This window comes from Bacillus sp. SN1, from assembly GCF_002796895.1.
Classification (GTDB): Bacteria; Bacillota; Bacilli; order Bacillales; family Bacillaceae; genus Bacillus; species Bacillus inaquosorum.
Genome location: NZ_PHIE01000002.1, coordinates 30,907 through 55,144, shown reverse-complemented (window position 1 = coordinate 55,144; position 24,238 = coordinate 30,907). Strand labels below are relative to the sequence as shown.

The window sequence follows — 24,238 nt, the reverse complement described above, 5'->3', positions numbered from 1 at the left end:
AACAAGCAGCAAAGGAATTCCCTTTGCTGCTATTTCTGCTGATCCTTTAGCAAACCGTTCGAACGATATGATTCCAAGACATCTCTATTGGATTCTCCCCATTCTTTCATTTGCAAAACAATCGGTTCAAGCGTTCGCCCAAATTCCGTCAAAGAGTATTCAACCTTGGGCGGTACCTGGTGATACACCTCACGATGCACGATGCCGTCCGCTTCCAGCTCGCGCAGCTGAAGGGTGAGCATTCTTTGAGTGATACTCGGGCAGATTCGGCGAAACTCATTAAACCGTTTCTTGCCATCTATCATGTGATAAAAAAGAATTCCTTTCCACTTTCCGCCAATGACATCTAGCGTAAATTCAACAGGACAGCCTTCTTTGTTCGGGTATATATTCTTTTTTTCACTCATTCTAGCCCCTCCAATAGTACCTTTTTTGATACTACATTACATTTCGCAACTAAGCTACCCAGTATTTTACACACCTTTCCCCCTCAGCTCAAAGAAAATGCTTCTTATTCACATCAATTTTTAAGGGTTTGTATGATTACACCTGCAGCAAGACGTGTTAAACTATATAAAGATTACACTACTTAAAAAAAGATAAGGAGCTATCATGGAAAAGATACTTATTTTCGGACACCAAAACCCAGACACAGATACGATTTGTTCTGCGATTGCTTATGCTGATTTGAAAAACAAACTCGGCTACAATGCTGAGCCAGTCCGTCTTGGACAAGTCAATGGCGAAACACAATACGCGCTTGACTATTTCAAACAAGAAAGCCCGCGTCTTGTTGAAACAGCTGCAAACGAAGTAAACGGCGTTATCCTTGTTGACCATAACGAACGCCAGCAAAGCATCAAGGATATTGAGGATGTTCAAGTTCTGGAAGTGATCGACCACCACCGCATCGCAAACTTTGAAACAGCTGAGCCGCTTTACTATCGTGCTGAGCCTGTAGGCTGTACGGCTACAATCTTAAATAAAATGTACAAAGAAAATAACGTGAAAATCGAGAAAGAAATTGCCGGCCTTATGCTGTCTGCGATCATTTCTGACTCACTGTTATTCAAATCTCCAACTTGCACAGACCAAGACGTAGCGGCAGCAAAAGAGCTTGCGGAAATCGCCGGCGTAGATGCTGAAGAATACGGCTTGAACATGCTGAAAGCGGGCGCTGATTTAAGCAAAAAAACAGTGGAAGAACTGATTTCTCTTGATGCGAAAGAATTCACACTCGGCAGCAAAAAAGTCGAAATCGCACAAGTGAACACAGTAGACATTGAAGATGTGAAAAAACGCCAAGCTGAATTAGAAGCTGTCATTTCAAAAGTTGTGGCTGAGAAGAACCTTGACCTGTTCCTTCTTGTCATCACAGACATCTTAGAAAATGATTCACTTGCCCTTGCGATCGGTAACGAAGCAGCGAAAGTAGAAAAAGCGTTCAACGTTACATTAGAAAACAACACAGCCCTTCTTAAAGGCGTTGTTTCCCGTAAAAAACAAGTCGTTCCTGTCTTAACAGACGCAATGGCTGATTAATAAAAAAGCATCCCGTGTAGGGATGCTTTTTCTTATTCACCCAGCTTTTCAATTTGTCCCATCACATCAGTGATTTGCTTTGCGTTCTGGACAAGGTCTGACTGCTCCCATTCTTCAAGCGATACCTTGCCTTCCTCCACTTGTTTCAACACATCGTCAGCACTTTTCTGCAATGTTTCGTTATGCTCTTGAATGGTTTGATGAATCTCCGCCGCGGCATCAGGCGGCGTTAATTCATTAAAATCAGCGGCGGCCTTCTGAATCGATTCAAGCTGTGCCTCTAGTTTTTCTTTCGCCTCGGTGTCATTTACAGCCTGTTCAGCCAATTCAGGCGCCTCCTCTGCAAATGTCTTGACCTTCTCCACATAGCCCGTTGCTTCACTCGTATAGTTCAAACCGTCATTCACCTGATCAAGCATGCCGCATCCGCCTGCACTCAAAAGCCCCACTCCGGCAAGTACTGTCAAAATGATCTTCATCGTCAGCCTCCTCATCGTTTCTTCTTCATTTTTTCTTTTAAGATCGGGATCAATTTCTCTTTCGCTAACGGCAGCCCTTTCTTCACCAATTCACGCTTCAGCCACTTTTTCAGCTTAGACATCCTGACGCTCCTCTCCCTTTTTGATAAAAATGAAAAAACTCCACCGATTTGGTGAAGTTCCGAAACAAAAAGACCTTCACCAAATCAGATTTGGCAAAGGTCTCGCTAACAATTAGATTGCCAGCAAAGCCGAGGACGTCTTGTCCCGTAATGACGACTTTACTGTGAAAGCTACTCCCCTTTGGAGTGTTCATTTTTATTACTTTCATTCTAAAGCACAGGGCTTTTCCAGTCAAATTCCTGCTGTCCGTTTACGCAAAAGCACGCTGTGGTATTTAAAATTTGAATGGTATTTCCGTCAGGAGATCATGCTATGACAGAGGAGGTTTTCATCATGAGTCAAGAGCGCGTGAAACGGCCTGGACATACCAGATGGTACATATCTTCGTTACTCAGCGGCATTATTATTCTAAATTATTTTGACCGAGTGGCCATCTCTGTAGCGGCCCCTGCGATACAAGATTCGTTTCATCTTACAGCAACTGAACTCGGCATCGTGTTTTCCATATACACCTATTCTTATACACTGATGCAGCTGCCTGTCGGAAGCTTGCTGGACCGGTTTGGCGTGGCGTGGGTCACGAGGATTGGGATGACAATATGGAGCTTTTTAACGATTTTTCTTGCTTTTTTGCAAGGAAAATTGCTGTTGTATCTGTTCCGGTTTCTCATAGGGCTGACAAGCGCCTCTGCATTCCCTGCCGCCTCTAAGGCAACCGCTCTATGGTTTCCTCCAAGTGAGCGGGGATTGGCAAACTCTCTGTTCGACTCGGCCGCCAAATTTTCAAACGTGATTGGCGCGCCATTGGTCGCCTTTCTTGTCACCACATTTGACTGGCGTGTCGCCTTTTTGACGATTGGATGCATCAATGTGCTGTTTACGATCTTTTTCTGGCAGTATTATGAGCAGCCTGAACGGCACAAACGCATTTCCAAAAGCGAATTAAACTATATTCAAAAACACAATACGATCACAACAGAGCAAATTCCTTACAAAACGGGTCCGCTTTTAAAAAAGCTATTCGCCAACCGCAAAGTATGGGGCTTAATGATCGGATTTACAGGGTACGGCTATACATTTAACCTGCTGCTCACTTGGCTTCCGACTTTCTTTAAGCATACATACGGAATGGATCTCATGTCGTCTGGTTTATTTACAGCCGTGCCGTGGCTGATCTCAACCATCTCAGGAATCGTGGTCGGCGGATGGCTCGTCGATTACTTTATTAAGAAAGGCTATTCTAACACCAAGGTGTACCGAACCGTGATCATTGTCGGAATGAGCTTCGGCTTTTTCTTTTTAGGCTCGATTCTGACGAACAATATCACCATCGCAATTGTCTGTATTTCAATCGGCCTTGCCGGTATTTCTGCAACCGCTCCAGTCGGCTGGTCCATTTCCGCGGAACTGGCGCCGATCGGTTCCGTATCCATGCTGAGCTCCATGGTGAACCTGGCAAACAACCTGTTCGGAGGCATTATTGCTGCTTCACTGACGGGATATTTATTTGATGTGACAGGCTCCTTTACGCTCAGCTTTCTGGTAGCCGGTTTTGTGCTGTTGCTGGGATTGGTTTTTTATGTGTTTGTATTAGGGGATGTGAAACGAATTAAGCTGGAATAAAGAGTGCTTGCTGAAAGCACTCTTTTTCTGCATCGAAAGAATACTTACGATAGGTCACTCCCAAAAATCGAAACAGTCTGGCGGTCAAACATAAATCTTTGCCCGTTCCATTTCAATACGGTTTGGACATATCCCAGCGAGTCAGCGTTATACCTCCCCGCGATCCGCTGATACGCCAGCAGTTCGTATGTGCCGTCTCTGTCAAAATCAACCGGATACAAGCCAGACAAGGGATTCACCCAGCCTTCTATCGGCATTTTTAACACACCCTGAGCGGTATAAATCTCATTCAAATATTCCCTGCCCTTGTAAGTAAGATCGAGTATATACGTTTCGTTCTGATGGTGGCTGATGACATTTACTTTATATTGATTTTGATAGCTCACACTGTATTTAAATTCATCATGAAACACATCCGAATTGAAAATCTGCCTGAACTGCCGGTTTAGATAGGCAAAAATATACGCATATATAGCGCCGCCGCTTCCCCCAGTATCCACCACCACTGCCACATCATCAATCTTGTCGCCTGTCATATCCCCAAGAAAAAGAGACGGATTGTATCCCATATTGTTTTGGAGCTGGATTCGCTGTTCCTGATGGGTTCTGCCGTCACGGATCACCAATGTGATATTTCGCCATAAAGGGCTGCCGGGCATTTGGGTGCCAGTAAGAAAGACTTCGTCAATAACGCCGTCTCCCGTTACATCCCCGCGGGCCGATGTAATGATTGCGCGAGAGGAAACGGGCTGCCGAAATAAGTATGGATGTTGAACAAGTCCTCCGTGCCTGCCTGCATAAAACCAATAAGGAGCCATTCTGATGTCATACAGATTCAATGGAGTCACCTTCCCTAATCAGCTGAATGAATCATTATATGCAGGAATGGCACATCGAAGACATATCTGGACGCTAAACACCAATTAAAGCCGTACCATATGAATTATCGATTGCACAATGCCACTCGCCTTGTGCATTCTTCTTAAACACATAGGTTGCCCTTCTTTCCATCGCATACTCGGAATCCTTTTTATCCGAATCAAGCAGTGTCTGAGAAAGGACCAGTGCAGTGTCTCCTGCTTCCAAAATGATCATTTCCCCTTGTGTCGGAACAATATGATGATTGAAATAGTCCGCAATTGCCATAAACGCTTTTTTGATTTCTTCTTTACCTCGCGCGATCATGACGGGCTTCACAACTAAAACGGCATCTTCCGTGTAATAATTCATCAGTGTATCAAAATCTTCATTTTGGATTGCCAAATCACATGCAGAGATGATGTCTTTTATTTGCTGTTCCAAGAGGATTCCCTCCCAATCATCATGATTGGATATATTATACATCGTTTGCAGCCGAACCCGTAAAAACAAAATGAAAAGTATCAATATTTCCTATATAATCAAATAGCATATATTTAACAAAGTTCCCAAGTGAAGGGGTGAACGATATTGTCTGCGGAATTAACGTTACATGACAATATACATCATGATTTAAGCGCGGATTGCCAGCATTGTTTTGGTCTGTGCTGTGTCGCCTTGCCTTATGCGAAATCAGCGGATTTTGCTTTTGATAAAGACGGGGGCACGCCTTGCCGCAACTTACAATCAAACTATCAATGTTCCATACATAAAGACCTCAGAGAAAAAGGGTTTCGAGGCTGTTCTGCTTATGAATGCTTTGGCGCCGGCCAGAAAGTATCTCAAATTACTTATGAGGGAAAGGATTGGCAAAACAACCCCGAAACAGCAAGCAAGATGTTTGACGTTTTTCCTATTATGCAGCAGCTGCACGAAATGCTCTGGTATATACATGAAGCTCTTTCTATAGAGACAGCCAAGCCGATTCATCGTGAGCTTCGGGCCTGTTTCGATAAGATAGACAAGCTCACCAGACTCAGCAGGGAAAACCTGCTGACACTGCAGGTGAACGAATATCGAGCCGAGGTTAATGAATGGCTGTTAAAAACGAGTGAGCTGGTGCGTGCCCAAGCCTGCAATCGAAAACTTCCGAAAAAAATCAGCCGGGGAAGTGTCCTGATCGGCGCAAAACTGAAAGGGCTTGATCTGCGAGGAGCAAACCTAAGAGGGGCGCTGCTCATAGCTGCCGACCTGAGAAATGCTGATTTGAGAATGACAGACTTTATCGGTGCAGATGTAAGAGACGCTGATCTCAGCGGCGCTGACCTAACCGGGAGCATCTTTCTGACGCAGGCACAGGTGAATGCCGCAAAAGGCGACTCGAACACAAAGCTGCCGCCGTCTCTACAAATCCCTGCCCATTGGAAATAAAAAAGGACCCGACTGCGGTCCTTTTTTATGCCATCAATCCAATCCTTTTTCGTTACTTTTATCCGGCATTTTCACACTTCTAGCCAAGTATCCCGACAGCCCAAACGCAACCAGCAGCATGATGACAATCATACCGACGACACCCAGCCAGTGAAAAGCAGACCAGAATAGCCCGCCGACCGTTCCGCAAATACTTGAACCGGCATAATAAAAGAACAAGTACAGCGATGAAGCCTGCGCTTTGTTGTGCAGGGCTCTCCTGCCTACCCAGCTGCTGGCGACTGAATGCCCGCCGAAGAAGCCGAATGTAAAGAGCGCAATCCCCAGAATTTTCACTGCTAACATACTGTTTATCGTTAATAAAGCACCTGCGATGACGATGAAGATATTCATCATCAGTATTTTCGGATAACCATATTGATCGACCATTCTTCCAATGAAAGACGAGCTGAAAATCCCTACAATCATCACAATAAAAATCCAGCTGACAAATGCTTTATTAAACGAATACGGCGGTTCCAACAGCACATACGCAATGTAGTTGAACAATGCAACATTGCTCCCGAGCAGTAAAAAACCAATGAGGAACAAGCTTAATAGTTTCCGATCCTTCAAGTGGCTGATTAAAGACATTCCCAATTGCCTGATCTCCAATTTTCTCGGCGTGAAGTGCCTGGATGGAGGCAAATTCATAAAAAATATAATACTTGCGATCAAACTAATTACACCAATTGCCCCCATCGCCATATGCCAATTAAAAAACTCGCTCAGGAGCCCTGAAACGATCCTTCCAAAAACGGCGCCTATCGCGTTTCCGCTGATATACAGCCCCATCGCCGACCCAAGGCTTCCGGGTTCAATCTCTTCTCCCAGATAAGCCATCGCAATCGACGGAAGCCCGGCAAGCGCAATCCCTTGAATGGTTCTCAATACGAGCAGCGTATGAAGATTCGGGCTGAAGGCCGACGCCAGACAGAGCACGGATGCGGCCAGCATGGATACAGCCATAATCGGCTTGCGCCCCCACACCTCTGACAACGAACCAAAGACAAGCATACTCACAGCTAACAGCATTGTGGTAACAGATAAAGAAAGACTTGCCGCCGTAGGCGTTACATGAAATTCCCGCGTGAATGCCTCCATGAGCGGCTGTACGCAATAAAGTATCGCAAATGTATTAAAACCCGCGGCAAAGAAAGCAAACGTAATTTTCCGAAAAACCGGTGTGCCTTTTTGAATGTATGTCATCGGGACTTTATCGGCCCCTCCGCATGTTGTTGAGCACTGCCATTCATAAACAACCATCCTTTATTTCTTACGAATTCAAACATCCTCGAGTCTGTTTATACATTTATCTTAGCACCGTTAATATATGTTGTATAATGCATATAAAATATGCTTTTCATGCTTATATGTAATATGGGAGGGATGATGATTGGAATGGGAACAACTTGAATATTTTCAAACACTGGCCCAGATGCAGCACGTGACGAAGGCGGCAAAAAGCCTCTCCATCACACAGCCTGCGCTTTCACGCTCTATCGCCAGACTGGAAAACCATTTAGGCGTCCCGCTATTCGACAGGCAAGGACGATCCATTACCTTAAATAAATATGGGCACATCTTTTTACGGAGGGTAGAGGCGATGATGAAGGAGTACACCGAGGGAAAACAGGAAATCCAAGCCTTATTAAAGCCAGACCAAGGCGAAGTATCTCTCGGCTTTTTGCATACTTTAGGGACAACGCTCGTGCCCGATCTCATCGGCTCCTTCCAGCAAGAATACCCCAACATTGCCTTCCAGTTGAAGCAAAACCATTCTTATTGGCTGCTTGAACGATTAAAATCCGGAGATCTGGACCTCTGCCTCCTCGCTTCGATCAAGCCTGAAAAACCGATCCAATGGATCAAGCTGTGGAGTGAAGAACTTTTTGTATTTGTGCCAAACGATCACCCATTAGCCAATCGTGAAAGCATTACCCTGAGTGAGATTGCCAGGGAGCGTTTTATTTTATTGAAAAAAGGCTACGCACTTCGGATGACAGTCGATGAACTGTTTGAGAAAGCCGATATACAGCCGAACATTATGTTTGAAGGGGAAGAAGCCGCCACTGCGGCAGGTTTTGTCGCTGCAGGACTCGGCATATCCATTCTGCCCGACCTGAAAGGCTTAGACCAAAGCAAAATTACAAAAATCCGCGTCAGCTGGCCGGAATGTCAGCGTGTCATAGGAATCGCCTGGATAGAAGGCCGGTTTTTATCGCCGGTTGCTGAGACCTTTAAACAATACGTCATCAGCCATTTTTCTGAGTAAGGGAGGATCACATCGTGAATGTGAAAAGAATAACATCAGAGCATGATTTACATACAGCGTTTGAAATTAGAAAAACTGTATTTGTAGAAGAACAAGGCTGTCCCGTTTCCGATGAATTCGATGAGTTCGATACACTCCGTGAAGATTGCAGGCACATCCTCGTTTATCATGAGAAGGAACCCGTTGGCACTGCCCGTGTCCGTATCGTTGAACACGTGGGGAAACTGGAAAGAATCTGCATTCTGAAGCCTTATCGCAAATTCGGGCTGGGCAAAGTGATCGTCGATGCATTAGAACACATTGTGAAAGAACAAGGCATTTCTGCCTTCAAACTGCACGGCCAGACACAAGCGGCAGGCTTTTATGAAAATCTCGGCTATCAGACAGCTTCAGAAGAATTTATACTGGACGGCATTCCGCATGTACTGATGATAAAAAAAGATGATTCCTGCCTATGAATTGTTCACAAATTTGTCACTTATGAGCATGAGTGGTTCATTGGTATACTAATCACCGATTATGGAGAGAAGGATTGATTGTATGCCAACAAATAAAAAAGAAGGTCTTATATTTGGCGTGATGATGTGCTTTGGAATGGTCTGCGTCATGTCGATTTACAATGCTATCATCAACGGAGCCATACAGGTTTTTTCACTGGTGACGGTTTTTGAAATGGTCATCGGTTTTATGGTCGCACTGCTGTTAGATTTACTATTAGTGGGCCCCCTTGCCAAAAAGATTGCGTTCAGTTTGCCGTTCGACAAGTCTAAGAAATTATATGTCATCCTCGCCATGTCGACGTGTATGGTGATCGGCATGGTGCTTTGTATGTCTGTGTTCGGTTTAGTGACAGCCGCTTTATCAAATGGAATTAACGGGGGTAGCATTTTCAGCGCTTACCTGATGATTGTATTGAAAAATTTCATCTTAGCTTATCCCTTGCAATTACTGATTATGGGCCCATTAGTCAGAGGGATTTTTATGAAATTTGTAAAACCAAAGCTTACAGCTGCAGTTTAAATAGAAAAGGAGTGAGTGAGCGTTACACCCGCTCCTTTTCCCACTGATTTTCAGCACACCGCCTAACGAATCGAATGTAAAACAAGCTCCGCAAAAGCCTCTGCGGCAGGCATCTGCCATTTTTTCTTTTTGATTAACATATGAGAGTAAAGCGGATCAAAGGTTTCAGCATGATGAAGGATTTTTAGCCTACCTGCTTCCACTTCTTCTTTCACTGTGATATAAGGCAAAACAGAAAATCCAAGCCCGCTCATGACCGTTTGTTTGATCGCTTCGATACTCCACAGCTCCATTGTTTGAAAGCTGCGGATGTCATTCTTCACAAGATATGTTTCAAACATGGTCCGATAACTGCAGCCCTCTTCATTTGTAATAAAGAAATGGCTGTTGTTTTCCTGTTTGTAATCATCAAAATGATCCGGTCCATCCATACTGCCCACAAGTACAATCTCCTCCTCGGTTAATGTATAATGTATGCATTTTTCAATATTGATTTCCGGATAGACCATTAACGCGACATCGACTCGTCCGCTTAATAAATCCACCTGATTCTGCCCGCATGTGCCGTTGCTTAAAATAATTTTGACATGAGGATATTTCAGCGAAAATTCCCTTATGATCGGCCCAAGTCTGGAAATGGTTAACGACTCAGGTGCCGCTACTTTCAACACACCCTTAACTTCGTGAACGTTTTGCATATTCTTGATCTGTTCATGGGTTGATAGTAAATCCTCAGCTAAAGGGATCAATTCTCTTCCTAAAGCCGTCAGTCTTAAACTCCTTTTCTCGTACGTGAATAACGCCCCGCCGATCTCCTGCTCGAGCGCTTGGACATGAGTGGTGATCGTGGATTGCGTATAACCTAGCTTCGCCGCGGCGCCTGTATAACTCCCCTGCTCTACGATGGTTTGAAACGTGATAAGATGTCTGATTTCCATACGATTTCTCCTTTTATGATCTATCGAAAAAAATGATAATACTTTTTTATATTTCAATTTTATTTATAGATATCATTATCATACAATAAAAACTGCCCCGTACGACATTAGTAAATGTAGGTGATTTCATGAGTATAATAGCTTTTCTTTCGTATGTGATGTTGACATCCATTACGCCTGGCCCGAGCAACATCTTAATGATGAATGAAGCGCGGCGGTTTGGCTTTCTGGGGTCATGGCGTTTCAATAGCGGCATTTTGGCAGGCTTTGCAGTCCTTGGGATTCTCAGCGGTGTATTTACGATAGGGCTATACAAATGGATTCCGGTTGCAGAACCATACTTCAAAATAGCAGGTGCAGTCTATCTGCTTTATTTGGCATGGCAGGTCGGCATGTCCAAAAAAGCAAAGAAGGATTCTGAAGATGTGCATTCTTCTTTTCTATCAGGTTTTATTTTTCAAATGATCAATTTCAAAAGCATCTTGTCTTCTTAACATTGATGAGTGCATTTATCCTGCCGTTCCAGCATTCAATGACATCGATCATTCTTTATCTCACATTAGCCATCATTCTCGGCTGGCTGGCGCTGCTGTTATGGTCAGGATTCGGCTCTGTGTTCAAAAAACTCTTCGAGAAACACGATAAGACATTTCGCATTATCATGTGTTTGCTGCTTGTTTATTCTGCGGTCAGCATTTATCTGTAGCACATGTAATCTATCTTACAAAGCAGGTCTTATATGAGCTTTAGGCGAATCTAGTGACCATGATGATTTCCGTTATTTCGATTAAAAGGAGGGAGTTAGTTTTGATCAAACGACTTGACCATTTGGTATTAACGGTACAAAACCTTCAAGAGACAATCGACTTTTATACATCTGTTTTGGGAATGGAAGAAGAAACATTTGGCGAAGGCAGAAAAGCTTTGCGTTTTGGCAATCAAAAAATAAACTTGCATGAGGCCGATCATGAATTCGAACCTAAAGCCAAGCACCCGCTCCCGGGATCTGCCGACTTATGTTTGATCTCTGATGAGCCTATTAGTAAAGTACTGGAGCACCTCAAGAAAACGAACGTCAATGTCGAAGAAGGGCCAGTAAAAAGAACCGGTGCACTCGGCCCGATTCTATCTGTTTATATAAGAGACCCCGATCAGAACCTTATTGAGATATCGGAATATATTTAAATTCCCCTCTAAACATGCCAATTCATTTGGTATGTTTTTTCTTATTTCTTTTAGTCCCTATACCTTAACACATAGCTTTTATACAACTCTTCGTTATAAAAAATTTCTTCACCATGTGAAGAGCAAATGAGCATTGGTTTGATTTCATCTATTATCGCGCCGCTGTCGATGTTCTCATTCATATCAACACTGAATCTTCTGATAGGCGGGTGTAAATCCTCTTTACTTGTGATAAAAAGGTCTCCTGTTAATAGGGTATGATCGATTTCATGATGGTACACAACATGCCCCGGGGAATGACCGGGTGTTAAATAGTATTGCAAAGGTAAGTGAGCCAGCGTTTGCTCTGTCAGTGGCTGGACAATATGGGCTACCCCTGTGTTCTCCACTTCATTTTTGTTCGGATAAGGTGCTTCTCCATTGATATACACTAGTTCTTTTTGATGCGCAAAAATCGGAATATCAAATCTCTCTAACCACTTTGATGCCCCCTGAATATGATCGCTATGGCCATGGGTAAGCAAAATGGCTTTTGGATTGCCGATTGCTAGTGCTGCCCTAATTTGAGTATCAGCAAAACGTTCTATTCCCGTATCAATGATATAAACATCATCACCATCTTTCATAAACCAAGTATGAACCGGGATACGAAGAGGCACATCAAGCTCAAATTCACATTGAAAGACATGTTCTGATAATTGTCTCAAGTTCATGCAAGCCACTCCTTTTGGAAATTTTTGATATCATTACTGTAATACATCTGAGCTAGATATGTAATTACGCACATTTTTGTAACTTACATTGTGAGGTGAAGAGTATGGGTAACCGGTTAAATGGATTTGGCGCTTGCAGTGCAGAAGTAAAAAAGGCTTGTCCCGTGGAAATGACGCTGCATATTATCGGAGGGAAATGGAAAGGAATCATCATCGACATCCTGTCTCACAAATCAGTCCGGTTTAATGAGCTGAAACGATTAATTCCAGGTATTACACAAAGAATCCTGACGCTGCAGCTGAGAGAACTGGAAGCAGATGGCGTTGTGAAAAGAAAAGTAGAGAATACTGTCCCCAAGAAGGTGGAGTATTCTCTAACCGAACTCGGTGAAAAACTTTCTCCTATTATTGCATCCATGAGGATGTGGGGAAATGAGTATATAAGTAAAAATGGATGAAAATGACTTTAAAGATTTTACAGAAAAGAGAAGGGTTCCTTTTAAGTGAACGGAACATTTTCAAGGCAGATTATCTTGAAAATGCCCCCACACTCCAGCAGACTGGTATTTTTGAGAAGAAGCCGATTCTCGCCAGTATCAGCTCGACCTGTTACTTTGTACATTAATAGTCCCTCTTGTTCCCCTTCTTCACATATTCCCAATCACGTTCTATATTTTTCCTGACTCTGTGAACGAGTTTAAAAATGGTTTCCTTTTCCTCAGGTGTAAAACCCGACAAGGCCACTTCCATGGAGTGTTCTCCTTCTCTTCTTAACAATGGATAAACCTTTTTCCCTTTCTCGGTCGGGAACAGTTTTTTTATTTTTTTATTTTGCTCATCCGGCTGTTTTTGAATAAATCCCTGTATTTCCAATTTCTTAATGGCCCGCGCGGCTGTTGTTCGGTCCACTTTTATCATTTCCGCCAATTTTTCTTGAATAATTCCCGGATTTTCGTATATACGTACAAGATAGAGATACTGCCCTCTTGTTAAGTCCAAATCTTTAAATTCAATATTGCTTATGGAATCCAACGCTCTTGCAATCATGCCGATCTCACGCAAAATGTCATTCATTCCTAAAACCCCTCACGTATTTTTGTTGCAATTACAACAAAATTGTTTTAACCTTACTACTATAAGACCACATGCATGCTGTACAGTCCAGATTAATATCAGAAAAGGATTGATCAAATATGAATATAAAAAGAATAACAACTGAAAATGATTTACACGTTGCTTTAGATATTAGAAGAACGGTATTCATTGAGGAGCAACATGTAGCTGAATCCGATGAGTTCGATGAATTTGATACGCTCCAAGAACAATGCCAGCATATCTTGGTATATCATGAGGATCAGCCAGTTGGCACAGGCCGTGTGCGCATCGTTGATCATACAGGTAAGCTGGAAAGAATCTGCATCCTAAAACCTTACCGTAAGTATGGATTGGGCCAAGTCATCATAAGCGGGTTAGAAAACATCATGAAAGAAAAAGGAATGACTACATTTAAGCTGCATGGGCAAACACAGGCAGCAGGCTTTTATAAAAAACTGGGCTATCAGACTTCTTCACAAGAATTTATGGAAGACGGTATCCCACACGTCTTGATGACAAAAGACATATCGCGGAATATAAAATGAAATATATGTATTATGGCTTAGGTATCCTCATATTAAGTTTAGGCATTTCCTTAACCATACAATCAGAACTGGGTACCTCCCCCTTCGATGCCGTTTTGGTAGGTCTTTCCGAAGAAGTCGGGCTTACCGTGGGAAGCTGGGAGGTTCTTATTTCCGTGATCCTCTTAATATGTAACTCTATCTTAACGAGAAAAAAACCTATGTTGCTGGGCTTGATTACAGCATTTATTACTGGGATAGGCATTGACCTATGGTTGTTTATAGTAAAAACCACTATTTCTCCAAACATGTGGGTAAGCAAACTGATTTGTTTCGGAATCGGTTTGGTGCTCATCGGTCTTGGAACAGCCATCTATCTTCAGACAACATTTGCATCAACTCCTATCGATCATTTAACACTCATAATCCGAGATATCTCCAAAAGAACGATCTTATTTTCAAGAACATTGGTATATGCTCTTTTCTTAGTATTAGCTATTATATGTAAAGGCCCTATCGGCATCGGAACCCTTTTAACGGTCTGTTTAGGAGGAATGATTCTTCACTTTTTTATGCCTTTTGTTGAACGGCGCTTCTTATCCTCGAAAATGTAAATTAATTGGTGAATACCAGTGTCTTATAAAAAAGAAAAGAAGAGGTTAAACAACCTCTTCTTCTTTGAAAACGCGAGAACAAGCCCGTTCTGATCAGTATCGGCTATTCAACATGCCATTGGTGTTAAGCTCGTATAGATACACAAATAATATTAAGGACTAATCTTAGAACAACAAGAGCCAGTTAAACAAAAAAGCCCTTCTCAGCATTGAGAAAATGGACTTTTAATATTGGAAATTCCTCAATTTCAATTTCTGACACTTGCGTTTCTAATTATAGTTATTCCTATCATGAACAAGGTAAATTGCGTACACTTTGAATTTGATTATGATATTCCGAAAGAGGGAGGAATTTTCCATTGTTATTAGCTAACTAACACATTTCTGGAAGGTCAAAAGAGCTTCGCCGTCTTCCTGTACTTCCTAAGAAACCCGCCAAGTACTCTAAATTTGCAATTAGTTCATGGTCTTCATGGGTATGATCATCATGTAGATGCAGGATACTTGTATCACCAATCCATGTTCCCTTCCATTTATAATCCTCTTTTTGATTTATTCTCATCCAATCATTGATTCGATCGTCAACCCAACCATGCAATTTCCAGAAAATCGGATGCACATGAGCAGAGTATTCATCACCCAGCCAGTTATACTCAGGTTGATTCCAAATATCATCGATAGGATCTCCTAATTTAGGCTCAGTCATATATCCAACTTTCGATTCTTCTGACCATCGTACGTGCATACTGTTGTGAATTGTAAATTCAATATCAGAACCAAGCTGACCAAGCGTTACACTGCTTAAGTAGTCTGGATCAGTAAATTTCTTTTCAAGCCCTGAAAAATAACTCCAATATCTATCGACAGATTTTTCTAACTCAAGCCTTTCCCTTGGAATACGGTGACTATCATAAGCCGGTAAAATAGGATAACTTTGATCAGAAGGTTTTGGAAGGTACCTCCACCCTTGAACCCATGGATAGTTAATATCACCTTCATCTGCTAAAATTTTATTGACGATCATAATCATCGTTCTATGCATGAAAAGGAAGTCCTCACCAGAATCATTATCCCGTTTAGGGTTTCCATCGGCATCGAGTGCTGGGCGTGGCGGCACCCAATTTGGATGAGTCTTACATAACTTTTCGCGATCTTTACAATCAAGTCCCTCCCAAGAGTTTCGAAATCCATGCCAAAGATAATGCCATAAACGATGCTTTTTTGACGCCATAGCTATAATAACTGATTTTGGTAATCGTGATTGTCCCAATCGTTTAAACCTCCTCCAAATTAAATTTCATGTTTAATCTTTTTCTTCTTTTTTAACAGCAAGAAAGGATGAAACTTTTCAGGCTGCTCCTTCACCATGGCGTACTGTACGTTTTACACTACCAACAATTGCAGGAACTTCATTTTTGCCAGCTGGCCAGTTAGATAATACTAATATTGCTATTCATACACCCATCCTGCAGTGTCGGTATTGTCACGTCCAACTCCAGTTTATTTAGTAGCAGACCATTCTTTTAAGTCCTGTGATACAAAGGTTAATAAACCCTCACCGAATATTAAAGCAAGCGCCTTTGGCGGATCATTATTTACTGCATCAGTAATGAAAGGTCCTGTAAATCCACTCCTTCATTCCAATATATTCCATATACCATGAACATATTCATTCCAAATGATTAGCTATTTACTGAGTACTATTCACTTTTGTTTAATTACATCGACTTTCCTTAGATAACAACAGACGGGTTTGGGGAGAGTTATTGCGTTAGCGACTGTAGAAGGTGTAGATCGGTTATTCAACATACCATTGGTGCCATGTTTATTCATTTTACAAAAAAAGGATCAACCTTGAGTTTCTTTATCGAGATTGATCCTTTAACCCTTTTAGTCATTTCTCCGCGAACGTTTATATACAATCAAGGTTACTAGCCAACTAATAGCAATGATTCCTACAAAAAGGAATAGCATATTACTGTACAAATAAGCGGAATGATTAACGTCAATAGGCAGCAGCCTACGATCTAGTAAGCGGATGGATAATAAACCGCCTACAATCGCAATACCCGTTCCCTCCGATAAAAAGCTGGTGAAATTAAGCAAACTCATTCCAGCACCAGCTTCCTTTTGTTTCAAACTACTAGCCACAATTGTAGATATAACTGTTTTTGTGAAAGAAAGCCCCCCAAAAACAAAAACGAATACCATGGTCATGAGCCATGGTGTTGCATCTATAAAAAAGGCAGCGATTAAAAAGCTGGAAGACATCAATGCAATCCCAATTGTTAATACATACAAAGAACCTTTCCGATCAACTAGCACTCCTCCAATGTAACCGAAGATGATGACACTCATTGTTCCGGGAAACATAATCCCGCTTCCAATTGCTGCAGTACTTAAATGGTAAACATCTTTCATCATATAAGGAACCATAGAGACAAATCCTGCTACAGTGCCAAATATCAGCCCTCCGCAAAGGACGCCAATCATAAATAAGACATTTTTCCCCAGAGCAGGATCAATAAAAGGTTCTTGAGCTCCCTTAATATGTTTTACAAAAAACAGGAAGGTTAGAATACTAATCATCAAAAAAGAAATGCTATATGATGTTGTAAACAGCATAAAAAATACGATACCTGCAGACATCAATAGAATCCCTGCCATATCAAAGTGACCTCTTAATCTTTCTTCCTTCTTCAATAGTTTTATAAGGAATGGAACAGTGATAATTGTTACAGTTGGAATAAGAAGCAAATATGACCAATGAATATAATGAGCAATCATTCCTCCAATAGCTGGTCCAACACCTTCCCCCATTGCTACTAGGGATCCAATCAGACCAAATGCTTTACCCCTGTTTTCTTTTGGAATATAGCGCGCAACTACAACCATCACAAGGGCTGGGAATGCGGCTGCACCAGTCCCTTGAATAAACCGGGCTAGAATGAGTATAGGAAAAAAAGAGTGTCCAACAAATCCAATTATCGATCCGAAGCAATTTACCATAATCCCAAATAGGAGCAGCTTTTTGATGCCAAGCTGATCCGATAACTTTCCATATAGAGCTGTCCCAATGGAAAAAGTTAACATAAAGGCTGTGTTTACCCAGTTTGTACTCGCTGGCAGTTTATTAAAATCGTTAGCAATATCAGGTAATGAGACGTTCAAAACCATTTCATTTAATACGCTGAAAAATGACAGAACACAAAGCCAAATTAACACTTGGTTGTGTCGTAAAGTTGGCTGTGAATAAGACGTATTCACAATTTCCCCTCCATTAATGAGGGCAGACGTAGTTTATAGGGCCATTGATACGCTTCCCTCTTTTAATTGTACCCTGTTCATTTTATTGCACTTCATAATAACTCCCCCTACATTTGATTAATATAACCTTATTATATATAGACTAAGGTTTAAACTTTCACTATTTTATACAACAATTTGGCCTGATTGCGGAACAAGAAAATATTCACTTTTCTCTCCGGTGGCATAATGAAACTTTATATTATTTTTTTGCATCTCTTTTATCAATAAACAGTCAGTTATTAAATTTGTTTTTGGTTGCTGTGGTAACCTGAATATAATCAAATTGGAAAGAAGATGATCCCATGCCAAATAAAAGTAAACCCAATAGATTAATCGCTGAGAAGTCTCCAATTTACTTCAACACGCCCACAACCCAGTAGATTGGTTCCCCTGGGGAGAAGAAGCCTTCGAAAAAGCGAAACGCGAAAACAAGCCGGAACTGGTCAGCATCGGTTATTCGACTTGTCATTGGTGCCATGTCTGTTAAAATAACCGAACTTTAATTAGTTTTGTGTTCCTTGATGAAAAGAATATCATTATGCATTGTCCTAATCCTGAATATCTTCTGAAACAAATTGTTTTATCCTTAACACACAGTTACAGAAGTTCTACTAATATAAACATTATTTGAACCCTCAAAGCATTTCCCTCTCTTATGTCTTTTAAACTTTCACAAATAGATAAAAAGATTCAATATTCAACAAAGTAATTACATCGGCATAACATTTAGAATATATTATACATATAAGGATAAATACTAAAGAAGATGAAAAATTTCTTAGGAGGAATTTTCATTTTGTGCTTGCTGGTGCACTAGGTATCATTTTATTAGCAGGTGTAAAATAGAAGGAGATGCATAAATGAAAAATATTTTTAATCAATTGCATTCAGAGGAAATTTTAAATCGCATTGACAAATTAAGCCCAATTTCAAAACCCCATTGGGGTAAAATGGATGTTGCCCAAATGTTAGCACATTTCTCATCCTTTCAAGACATTGCAATGGGACTTTCTTTTCCAGCGAGAGGTTGGTTAGGAATATTAATAGGAAACTTTGTGAAACCAATTTTTTATAACGACAAGCCATTAGCCCAAAATATGTCCACGATTCCTGACATTTTAATTGTAGATGAAAAAGAATTTGAAACAGAGAAGGAAAAACTGAAACAAAAAATTATAACTTTCCAAAATAATGGTCCAGAGAAGTGTACGACTCATCCACATCCTTTTTTCGGTAAACTTACTTCCGAGCAATGGGGAAAAGGGATATACAAGCACCTTGATCATCATTTAAAACAATTTGGAGTTTAGTTAGATTTTAGAAATATAAATAAATAATGACCAAAGAGAAAAGTAACGAAATGCTTTAACTGCTTAGAAATAAATAATCATCCTATTGTTAAAAAAGAAAATTCTTTCTTCAACTAAAGAGAGCTTTAGTGTTCAAACAAACACTTTGTACAACTATAAAGTGAAATTTTCATAAAAAACCTCCTCCTTACTCTCCAATACTCCATAATAATAGAGCCTTTATTTTGAATTTGAAAAAATGTGTTAAGTTAAATAGAAGGTGAGCCTATAGTAAACCAATAGAATTAACCGCTGAGAAGTCTCCATATTTACTTCAACACGCTCATAACCCAGTAGACTGGTTCCCTTGGGGAGAAGAAGCCTTCAACAAAGCAAAAAAAGAAAACAAACCTATATTGGTAAGTATTGGATACATCTGTTGCCATTGGTGGCAAGTATATTAGAGTAGCCAGAAATAAGAGATAAAAAAATACCAAGGTCTTCAAAAACCTTGGTACCATTGATGTTGTTGAGGAGAGAGGACTTGAACCTCCATATCCGCTATTAGTCCTCAATAAAGAGGAAGCCATCTTGTTTTTTAAACTTTCTGTGTTTGCGCTTCCTTGCTTGAACGCTTATTCCCCTTATAGATAAAATAAAGGGAAATAATCATAAATAGCAATGCGAAGACACGTTTAATATCTAATTCTATGACTAAACTATTGAACCATCCAAAATGATCAATCATTACCCCAATTACAAGTTGGCCAGCTATACCAGCAATATTAGTTGCAATAACCCCTATTCTTGGAACGGCTATGACAGTTAGCAGCAAATATGCCGTACCCAAAAATGCTGCACTTAATTGCCATTTAGGCGCTTCTAGAAGTCCAAGCACATTTCCGCTGCCAAAAAATAAAATGAATATAGTCAGAAACATTGTTCCAGTGAGATAGGTCAAAAATGTTGTTTCAATTGTTCCAGCTTTCCTACTAAATGTACCATTAATAGATGACTGTGCGCTTAATGTAACACCGCCAATCAATGTGAATAAAATCATAAATAGCCCCATTATTAAAGACCTCCTAGTTTATTAATATAAGTGCAATAATCATTGAAATTACGGCAAAAATCTTTTCTTTATTAACCCTCGTTTTCTTACTTCCAAGCCATCCAAAATGTTCAATAACCATACTCATTACCAATTGCCCGATAATGACAGCAACCATGGTGATACCAACACCAACGAATGGAACACTTACAACAATAGAGGTTAAATAAACAACACCCATGACACCACCAAGTAATGACCATTTAGGTGCTTTCAATGTATAGGAAAGCTCTCCTTTTCCAAAAAAGAGCCACAATAGCCCCATAATAATTGAGCCCATAAAGAAGTTATAAAAACTTGTTTCTATTTGTCCAATTGTTTTTCCCAGTTCAGCATAGATAGCCCCTTCAAAGCTAAGTGCTGCTCCAGCCAATAGGGCAAGTACATAAGATATAAAGCGCATAAATAATATCTCCTTTTTCAAATAATTAAATATCTAGAAAATTAGATATTCACTGGTAAAAAAACAGAAACCATCATAAAATTAGATCTCTGTTTTAAAATATTTAGCTAACTGTTGAATAAATTCTTCGTTACGCCTGTAGTAAGTCCATTGGCCATGACGGATTGATTCAAGCAGACCAGCTTTTTGCATCATGCTTAAGTAGCTAGAAATTGTTGATTGAGAAACTTTGGCTTTTTCTTGAATATCCCCAACACATACTCCGCCTTTGTAACTTACCTCCTTTGGCAGGTGAGCGCCTTGTTTCGGGAAATGTTTCTCGGGTTCCTTCAGCCACTCTAGGATATTAAGTCTTGTTTCATTGGATAAAGCTTTGAATACGTTAATAGGTTCCATGGCTGCAATTGTATATCTAGATATACCGATATGTCAAGGTTGAATACAAAATACGATATATGTATAAGTCATTAACAAAGACAATTAGATTCTGACATGAAATCGATGGCTCGTCGGGATATTTTAGATAAAAATAAAAGATGTACTATAAACTATCTATTCCAAATACCTTAGTTAACCCTATAGACTAAGGTATTTTTTTTATTATCTGTGGTAAGGTTAAATATGTTATCAAGTTTATAAAAGAAAAACACGAAAGTAGGTGATCCAATGCCAAATAACAATAAAACCAATAGATTAAACAATGAGAAATCACCATACTTACTTCAACACGCCCACAACCCAGTAGACTGGTTCCCCTGGGGAGAAGAAGCCTTCGAAAAAGCGAAACGCGAAAACAAGCCGGTTCTCGTCAGCATCGGCTATTCAACATGTCATTGGTGCCACGTCATGGCCCACGAAAGCTTCGAGGACGAAGAAATCGCACGCCTTCTCAATGAACGGTTTGTGGCGATTAAAGTCGACCGGGAAGAGCGGCCTGATGTGGATTCTGTTTATATGAGAATCTGCCAGCTGATGACCGGGCAGGGCGGCTGGCCGCTGAATGTGTTTATCACGCCTGATCAGAAGCCGTTTTATGCGGGTACATATTTTCCAAAGACGAGTAAATTCAATCGTCCCGGTTTTGTTGATGTGCTTGAGCATCTGTCTGAGACGTTTGCGAACGATCGCGAACATGTCGAGGATATTGCGGAGAACGCCGCTAAACATTTGCAGACCAAAACAGCTGCAAAATCAGGAGAAGGCCTTAGCGAGTCAGCAATTCACCGGACATTCCAGCAGCTTGCCAACGGGTTTGATACGATCTACGGCGGCTTCGGACAGGCTCCAAAATTTCCGATGCCCCATATGCTGATGTATTTGCTTCGTTATCATCACAATACGGGGCAGGAGAATGCTTTATACAACGTGACGAAAACGCTGGACAGCATGGCGAATGGCGGTATTTACGATCATATTGGCTATGGATTCGCCCGTTACTCGACCGATGACGAGTGGCTCGTTCCCCACTTTGAAAAAATGCTGTACGACAATGCGCTTTTGCTGACCGCTTATACAGAAGCCTATCAGGTCACGCAAAACAGCCGGTATAAAGAGATTTGCGAGCAGATCATCACGTTCATTCAGCGGGAAATGACCCATGAAGACGGAAGCTTTTTCTCCGCTTTAGATGCGGACACAGAAGGAGAAGAAGGAAAGTACTACGTGTGGTCAAAGGATGAAATCCTGAAAACGCTCGGAGACGACCTCGGAACGCTGTATTGCCAAGTATATGACATCACTGAAAAAGGGAATTTTGAAAGCAAAAATATTCCGAATCTGATTCACACAAAGCGGGAACAACTCAAAACAGATGCTGGGTTAACCGAGGAAGAGCTCATCCTCAAGCTCGAGGACGCAAGACAACAGCTATTGAAGACACGAGAAGAAAGAACCTATCCGCATGTCGATGATAAGGTGCTGACGTCATGGAACGCGCTAATGATCGCAGGGCTCGCCAAAGCGGCAAAGGTATACCAGGAACCGAAATATCTCAGCTTAGCGAAAGACGCCATCACATTTATTGAAAACAAGTTAATCATCGACGGCCGTGTGATGGTTCGATATCGTGACGGCGAAGTGAAAAACAAAGGGTTTATCGACGATTACGCTTTTCTTCTATGGGCCTATCTGGATCTCTATGAAGCTTCGTTTGATCTTTCTTATTTACAAAAAGCGAAGAAATTGGCAGACGATATGATCGGCTTATTTTGGGATGAGGAGCATGGCGGATTTTATTTTTCCGGACACGATGCAGAAGCCTTAATCGTCCGGGAAAAAGAAGTGTACGACGGCGCCGTGCCTTCCGGAAACAGTGTGGCAGCCGTTCAGCTGCTGCGTCTCGGACAAGTCACAGGCGACTTATCACTGATTGAAAAAGCAGAAACGATGTTTTCCGTATTCAAGCCGGACATCGATGCGTATCCGAGCGGCCATGCTTTCTTTATGCAAAGTGTGTTAAGGCATCTGATGCCTAAAAAAGAAATCGTTATTTTTGGCAACGCAGACGATCCAGCCAGAAAAAAAATCATAACGGAGCTTCAAAAAGCCTTTAAGCCCAACGACTCCATTCTGGTGGCAGAGCACCCTGATCAATGCAAAGACATTGCGCCTTTCGCGGCAGACTACCGCATCATTGACGGCAAAACAACCGTGTATATTTGTGAAAATTTCGCCTGCCAGCAGCCGACAACAAATATTGAAGAAGCCATCAAAACATTAATAAGCAGCAGGGATTAAGACCCCTGCTGCTTACTTTGTGATTTCTTATGGTACCACAACGCGATTCCCGCAAAAACAAGGTTGACCGCTATCGTAAATAAAGCCTCCCACATCGGGTTCCCCCGCGTAACCGTAAATAAAGAGGGAATTCCCCCATACACACTGTTTTTTTCTGTGATAAACATACACAAAAACATATTATTCGCGGCATGGGCGCCAAGTGAGATTTCAATACTGCCTGTTTTAATCGTGTAATAGGTCCACACAAAACCAAATGTTAAATACTCAATTCCTGCCCAGACAGCGCCATTGTTCATCTCTGGATTCGCAAAGTGCAATACGCCAAACAAGCCACCGACAACCAATGTCAAAATAAGAGGATTTTTCGTCACTCTCCCGAAAGCTTGAAGCAAAAATCCTCTGAAAAACAGTTCCTCAGCTGAGGTTTGAAACGGAACCAAAATGAGGGCCGCCGCTAGCAGCCAGATAAACCGTGAAGCATCAAAGTCTTGCATTGAATAGCTGCCAGGATGAATCGCAAAATCAATCAATTGTACAGCGATCATCAGCAAGAAATAAGCAATAAAGCCAAAGAAAATTCTCCGCCAATTGATCTTTGCATTCGGTGTAATCACAGTTCGGAAAGGCCGTTTCAGAATAAAGTGAACAGCCAGCCATACTCCTGGAATCGCAAACAAATAAATAACATGAGACAAATAAAGATCAACCAGAGGATCACTTAGCACAGCTTCATCCAAATCAAACGTGATATCGGGATTCACAATAACTGTAAACAGTATAGCGAAAAGGTAAGCAATATTCCCGAATACATATAACCCTACCATCACCAAAAAGGAGAAAAAGTATCTCCATAACGTATTGTTTCCTTCTAGAGGACGGATAAATGAATTCATTCCTTCTATGTCTCTTCCTTTCAATGAGAATATTC

28 protein-coding genes and 3 pseudogenes are annotated in these 24,238 nt (G+C 41.3%); 16 read left to right on the top strand and 15 right to left on the bottom strand.

Translation table 11 applies throughout. From position 1 onward, the window contains the following. Positions 1-29 precede the first annotated feature (29 nt). The gene (gene hypR, locus CVV77_RS09005; protein WP_003236556.1) at positions 30-407 is read right to left on the bottom strand and encodes a transcriptional regulator HypR; all 378 of its coding nucleotides are present in this window, start codon (positions 405-407) and stop codon (positions 30-32) included. A 205-nt stretch (positions 408-612) separates the two neighbouring features. On the opposite strand from hypR, the gene CVV77_RS09000 reads away from it, so the two are divergent. After that, positions 613-1,542: a manganese-dependent inorganic pyrophosphatase gene (locus CVV77_RS09000; protein ID WP_019260015.1), complete on the top strand. Its 930-nt coding sequence runs from the start codon at positions 613-615 to the stop codon at positions 1,540-1,542. Positions 1,543-1,574: 32 nt separating this feature from the next. Here the strand turns inward: CVV77_RS09000 and CVV77_RS08995 are convergent, their stop codons facing one another. Further along, entirely contained in the window at positions 1,575-2,021 is a 447-nt protein-coding gene (locus tag CVV77_RS08995) for a DUF6376 family protein (protein ID WP_100275196.1), read from the bottom strand. A 435-nt stretch (positions 2,022-2,456) separates the two neighbouring features. Between CVV77_RS08995 and CVV77_RS08985 the strand changes: the two genes are divergently transcribed. Next, the gene (locus CVV77_RS08985) at positions 2,457-3,767 is read left to right on the top strand and encodes an MFS transporter (RefSeq protein WP_100275195.1); all 1,311 of its coding nucleotides are present in this window, start codon (positions 2,457-2,459) and stop codon (positions 3,765-3,767) included. A gap of 44 nt (positions 3,768-3,811) precedes the next feature. On the opposite strand, the gene CVV77_RS08980 is transcribed toward CVV77_RS08985, so the two are convergent. Together CVV77_RS08980 and CVV77_RS08975 are read right to left on the bottom strand one after the other, a co-directional pair. Beyond that, entirely contained in the window at positions 3,812-4,606 is a 795-nt protein-coding gene (locus CVV77_RS08980) for a hypothetical protein (RefSeq protein WP_100275194.1), read from the bottom strand. 73 nt (positions 4,607-4,679) lie between these two features. Beyond that, on the bottom strand, positions 4,680-5,069 hold the full coding sequence (locus CVV77_RS08975; RefSeq protein ID WP_100275193.1) for a YybH family protein: 390 nt from the start codon (positions 5,067-5,069) through the stop codon (positions 4,680-4,682). Between the two features lie 147 nt (positions 5,070-5,216). On the opposite strand from CVV77_RS08975, the gene CVV77_RS08970 reads away from it, so the two are divergent. Continuing rightward, the gene (locus CVV77_RS08970) at positions 5,217-6,056 is read left to right on the top strand and encodes a pentapeptide repeat-containing protein (protein WP_100275192.1); all 840 of its coding nucleotides are present in this window, start codon (positions 5,217-5,219) and stop codon (positions 6,054-6,056) included. A gap of 33 nt (positions 6,057-6,089) precedes the next feature. Here CVV77_RS08970 and CVV77_RS08965 read toward each other — a convergent pair whose 3' ends face one another. Next, positions 6,090-7,304, bottom strand: a complete 1,215-nt coding sequence (locus CVV77_RS08965) for an MFS transporter (protein WP_100275452.1) — start codon at positions 7,302-7,304, stop codon at positions 6,090-6,092. A 187-nt stretch (positions 7,305-7,491) separates the two neighbouring features. On the opposite strand from CVV77_RS08965, the gene CVV77_RS08960 reads away from it, so the two are divergent. The 3 genes from CVV77_RS08960 to CVV77_RS08950 all read left to right on the top strand — a co-directional run bounded on the left by CVV77_RS08960 (position 7,492) and on the right by CVV77_RS08950 (position 9,390). Continuing rightward, on the top strand, positions 7,492-8,370 hold the full coding sequence (locus tag CVV77_RS08960) for a LysR family transcriptional regulator (RefSeq protein WP_100275191.1): 879 nt from the start codon (positions 7,492-7,494) through the stop codon (positions 8,368-8,370). A 14-nt stretch (positions 8,371-8,384) separates the two neighbouring features. Further along, a complete protein-coding gene (locus CVV77_RS08955) occupies positions 8,385-8,828 on the top strand; it encodes a GNAT family N-acetyltransferase (RefSeq protein ID WP_100275190.1) in 444 nt (147 codons plus the stop codon). 82 nt (positions 8,829-8,910) lie between these two features. Continuing rightward, positions 8,911-9,390: a DUF2798 domain-containing protein gene (locus CVV77_RS08950; protein ID WP_100275189.1), complete on the top strand. Its 480-nt coding sequence runs from the start codon at positions 8,911-8,913 to the stop codon at positions 9,388-9,390. 62 nt (positions 9,391-9,452) lie between these two features. On the opposite strand, the gene CVV77_RS08945 is transcribed toward CVV77_RS08950, so the two are convergent. Beyond that, complete coding sequence (locus tag CVV77_RS08945) at positions 9,453-10,328, bottom strand: LysR family transcriptional regulator (protein WP_100275188.1); 876 nt, start codon at positions 10,326-10,328, stop codon at positions 9,453-9,455. A 128-nt stretch (positions 10,329-10,456) separates the two neighbouring features. On the opposite strand from CVV77_RS08945, the pseudogene CVV77_RS08940 reads away from it, so the two are divergent. Then, positions 10,457-11,034, top strand: a pseudogene (locus CVV77_RS08940) (LysE family translocator). 101 nt (positions 11,035-11,135) lie between these two features. Beyond that, a complete protein-coding gene (locus tag CVV77_RS08935) occupies positions 11,136-11,513 on the top strand; it encodes a VOC family protein (protein ID WP_100275187.1) in 378 nt (125 codons plus the stop codon). 50 nt (positions 11,514-11,563) lie between these two features. Here CVV77_RS08935 and CVV77_RS08930 read toward each other — a convergent pair whose 3' ends face one another. Further along, positions 11,564-12,226 (bottom strand): MBL fold metallo-hydrolase, encoded by a 663-nt coding sequence (locus tag CVV77_RS08930; protein WP_019260029.1) that lies wholly within the window; start codon positions 12,224-12,226, stop codon positions 11,564-11,566. Positions 12,227-12,330: 104 nt separating this feature from the next. On the opposite strand from CVV77_RS08930, the gene CVV77_RS08925 reads away from it, so the two are divergent. Beyond that, positions 12,331-12,684 (top strand): winged helix-turn-helix transcriptional regulator, encoded by a 354-nt coding sequence (locus tag CVV77_RS08925; protein ID WP_100275186.1) that lies wholly within the window; start codon positions 12,331-12,333, stop codon positions 12,682-12,684. Between the two features lie 163 nt (positions 12,685-12,847). On the opposite strand, the gene CVV77_RS08920 is transcribed toward CVV77_RS08925, so the two are convergent. Beyond that, a complete protein-coding gene (locus CVV77_RS08920; protein WP_019260031.1) occupies positions 12,848-13,300 on the bottom strand; it encodes a MarR family transcriptional regulator in 453 nt (150 codons plus the stop codon). A 119-nt stretch (positions 13,301-13,419) separates the two neighbouring features. On the opposite strand from CVV77_RS08920, the gene CVV77_RS08915 reads away from it, so the two are divergent. The 3 genes and pseudogenes from CVV77_RS08915 to CVV77_RS22670 all read left to right on the top strand — a co-directional run. Next, positions 13,420-13,866 carry a GNAT family N-acetyltransferase gene (locus CVV77_RS08915; protein WP_100275185.1) on the top strand — a complete coding sequence of 149 codons (447 nt, stop codon included), beginning with the start codon at positions 13,420-13,422 and terminating at the stop codon, positions 13,864-13,866. Continuing rightward, complete coding sequence (locus CVV77_RS08910; RefSeq protein ID WP_100275184.1) at positions 13,863-14,459, top strand: YczE/YyaS/YitT family protein; 597 nt, start codon at positions 13,863-13,865, stop codon at positions 14,457-14,459. Before CVV77_RS08915 ends, CVV77_RS08910 begins: the two co-directional genes overlap by 4 nt. Before the next feature lie 68 nt (positions 14,460-14,527). After that, positions 14,528-14,587 (top strand): annotated as a pseudogene (locus CVV77_RS22670) (DUF255 domain-containing protein); the annotation flags it as partial. Between the two features lie 245 nt (positions 14,588-14,832). On the opposite strand, the gene CVV77_RS08900 reads toward CVV77_RS22670, so the two are convergent. The 3 genes from CVV77_RS08900 to CVV77_RS22665 form a co-directional block, all read right to left on the bottom strand. Beyond that, positions 14,833-15,729, bottom strand: coding sequence for a Tat pathway signal protein (locus CVV77_RS08900; RefSeq protein WP_100275183.1), 897 nt, complete (start codon positions 15,727-15,729; stop codon positions 14,833-14,835). Between the two features lie 620 nt (positions 15,730-16,349). After that, positions 16,350-17,726: a tetracycline efflux MFS transporter Tet(L) gene (gene tet(L) / locus CVV77_RS08890; protein WP_100275182.1), complete on the bottom strand. Its 1,377-nt coding sequence runs from the start codon at positions 17,724-17,726 to the stop codon at positions 16,350-16,352. A 33-nt stretch (positions 17,727-17,759) separates the two neighbouring features. Next, positions 17,760-17,822 (bottom strand): tetracycline resistance efflux system leader peptide, encoded by a 63-nt coding sequence (locus CVV77_RS22665; protein ID WP_106489641.1) that lies wholly within the window; start codon positions 17,820-17,822, stop codon positions 17,760-17,762. A 248-nt stretch (positions 17,823-18,070) separates the two neighbouring features. Here CVV77_RS22665 and CVV77_RS08885 point away from each other — a divergent pair. From CVV77_RS08885 to CVV77_RS08875, 3 genes and pseudogenes are all read left to right on the top strand, one after another. Next, positions 18,071-18,249: pseudogene (locus tag CVV77_RS08885) on the top strand (DUF255 domain-containing protein); the annotation flags it as partial. Positions 18,250-18,628: 379 nt separating this feature from the next. Continuing rightward, positions 18,629-19,078 (top strand): DUF1569 domain-containing protein, encoded by a 450-nt coding sequence (locus CVV77_RS08880; protein ID WP_100275181.1) that lies wholly within the window; start codon positions 18,629-18,631, stop codon positions 19,076-19,078. A 278-nt stretch (positions 19,079-19,356) separates the two neighbouring features. After that, positions 19,357-19,521 carry a DUF255 domain-containing protein gene (locus CVV77_RS08875; RefSeq protein ID WP_100275451.1) on the top strand — a complete coding sequence of 55 codons (165 nt, stop codon included), beginning with the start codon at positions 19,357-19,359 and terminating at the stop codon, positions 19,519-19,521. 134 nt (positions 19,522-19,655) lie between these two features. On the opposite strand, the gene CVV77_RS08870 is transcribed toward CVV77_RS08875, so the two are convergent. From CVV77_RS08870 to CVV77_RS08860, 3 genes are all read right to left on the bottom strand, one after another. After that, positions 19,656-20,129 carry a DMT family transporter gene (locus CVV77_RS08870; protein WP_100275180.1) on the bottom strand — a complete coding sequence of 158 codons (474 nt, stop codon included), beginning with the start codon at positions 20,127-20,129 and terminating at the stop codon, positions 19,656-19,658. 13 nt (positions 20,130-20,142) lie between these two features. Further along, a complete protein-coding gene (locus CVV77_RS08865; RefSeq protein ID WP_049140534.1) occupies positions 20,143-20,571 on the bottom strand; it encodes a DMT family transporter in 429 nt (142 codons plus the stop codon). 81 nt (positions 20,572-20,652) lie between these two features. Further along, positions 20,653-20,967, bottom strand: a complete 315-nt coding sequence (locus CVV77_RS08860) for an ArsR/SmtB family transcription factor (RefSeq protein WP_014115879.1) — start codon at positions 20,965-20,967, stop codon at positions 20,653-20,655. A 270-nt stretch (positions 20,968-21,237) separates the two neighbouring features. On the opposite strand from CVV77_RS08860, the gene CVV77_RS08855 reads away from it, so the two are divergent. Beyond that, entirely contained in the window at positions 21,238-23,307 is a 2,070-nt protein-coding gene (locus tag CVV77_RS08855; RefSeq protein WP_100275179.1) for a thioredoxin domain-containing protein, read from the top strand. On the opposite strand, the gene CVV77_RS08850 is transcribed toward CVV77_RS08855, so the two are convergent. After that, positions 23,304-24,203 carry a CPBP family intramembrane glutamic endopeptidase gene (locus CVV77_RS08850; RefSeq protein WP_100275450.1) on the bottom strand — a complete coding sequence of 300 codons (900 nt, stop codon included), beginning with the start codon at positions 24,201-24,203 and terminating at the stop codon, positions 23,304-23,306. The genes CVV77_RS08855 and CVV77_RS08850 overlap by 4 nt on opposite strands. Positions 24,204-24,238 lie beyond the last annotated feature (35 nt).

Excerpts from the sequence above, each read along its gene's own strand:
- CVV77_RS08925 (WP_100275186.1), top strand. The coding sequence starts at position 12,331 with ATGGGTAACCGGTTAAATGGATTTGGCGCTTGCAGTGCAGAAGTAAAA.
- CVV77_RS08880 (WP_100275181.1), top strand. The coding sequence starts at position 18,629 with ATGAAAAATATTTTTAATCAATTGCATTCAGAGGAAATTTTAAATCGC.
- CVV77_RS08915 (WP_100275185.1), top strand. The coding sequence starts at position 13,420 with ATGAATATAAAAAGAATAACAACTGAAAATGATTTACACGTTGCTTTA.
- CVV77_RS08865 (WP_049140534.1), bottom strand. The coding sequence starts at position 20,571 with ATGCGCTTTATATCTTATGTACTTGCCCTATTGGCTGGAGCAGCACTT.
- CVV77_RS08965 (WP_100275452.1), bottom strand. The coding sequence starts at position 7,304 with ATGACATACATTCAAAAAGGCACACCGGTTTTTCGGAAAATTACGTTT.
- CVV77_RS08855 (WP_100275179.1), top strand. The coding sequence starts at position 21,238 with ATGCCAAATAACAATAAAACCAATAGATTAAACAATGAGAAATCACCA.
- hypR (WP_003236556.1), bottom strand. The coding sequence starts at position 407 with ATGAGTGAAAAAAAGAATATATACCCGAACAAAGAAGGCTGTCCTGTT.
- CVV77_RS08920 (WP_019260031.1), bottom strand. The coding sequence starts at position 13,300 with ATGAATGACATTTTGCGTGAGATCGGCATGATTGCAAGAGCGTTGGAT.
- CVV77_RS08950 (WP_100275189.1), top strand. The coding sequence starts at position 8,911 with ATGCCAACAAATAAAAAAGAAGGTCTTATATTTGGCGTGATGATGTGC.
- CVV77_RS08945 (WP_100275188.1), bottom strand. The coding sequence starts at position 10,328 with ATGGAAATCAGACATCTTATCACGTTTCAAACCATCGTAGAGCAGGGG.
- CVV77_RS08910 (WP_100275184.1), top strand. The coding sequence starts at position 13,863 with ATGAAATATATGTATTATGGCTTAGGTATCCTCATATTAAGTTTAGGC.
- CVV77_RS08870 (WP_100275180.1), bottom strand. The coding sequence starts at position 20,129 with ATGGGGCTATTTATGATTTTATTCACATTGATTGGCGGTGTTACATTA.
- CVV77_RS08985 (WP_100275195.1), top strand. The coding sequence starts at position 2,457 with ATGACAGAGGAGGTTTTCATCATGAGTCAAGAGCGCGTGAAACGGCCT.
- CVV77_RS08850 (WP_100275450.1), bottom strand. The coding sequence starts at position 24,203 with ATGAATTCATTTATCCGTCCTCTAGAAGGAAACAATACGTTATGGAGA.
- CVV77_RS08860 (WP_014115879.1), bottom strand. The coding sequence starts at position 20,967 with ATGGAACCTATTAACGTATTCAAAGCTTTATCCAATGAAACAAGACTT.
- CVV77_RS08995 (WP_100275196.1), bottom strand. The coding sequence starts at position 2,021 with ATGAAGATCATTTTGACAGTACTTGCCGGAGTGGGGCTTTTGAGTGCA.
- CVV77_RS09000 (WP_019260015.1), top strand. The coding sequence starts at position 613 with ATGGAAAAGATACTTATTTTCGGACACCAAAACCCAGACACAGATACG.
- CVV77_RS08930 (WP_019260029.1), bottom strand. The coding sequence starts at position 12,226 with ATGAACTTGAGACAATTATCAGAACATGTCTTTCAATGTGAATTTGAG.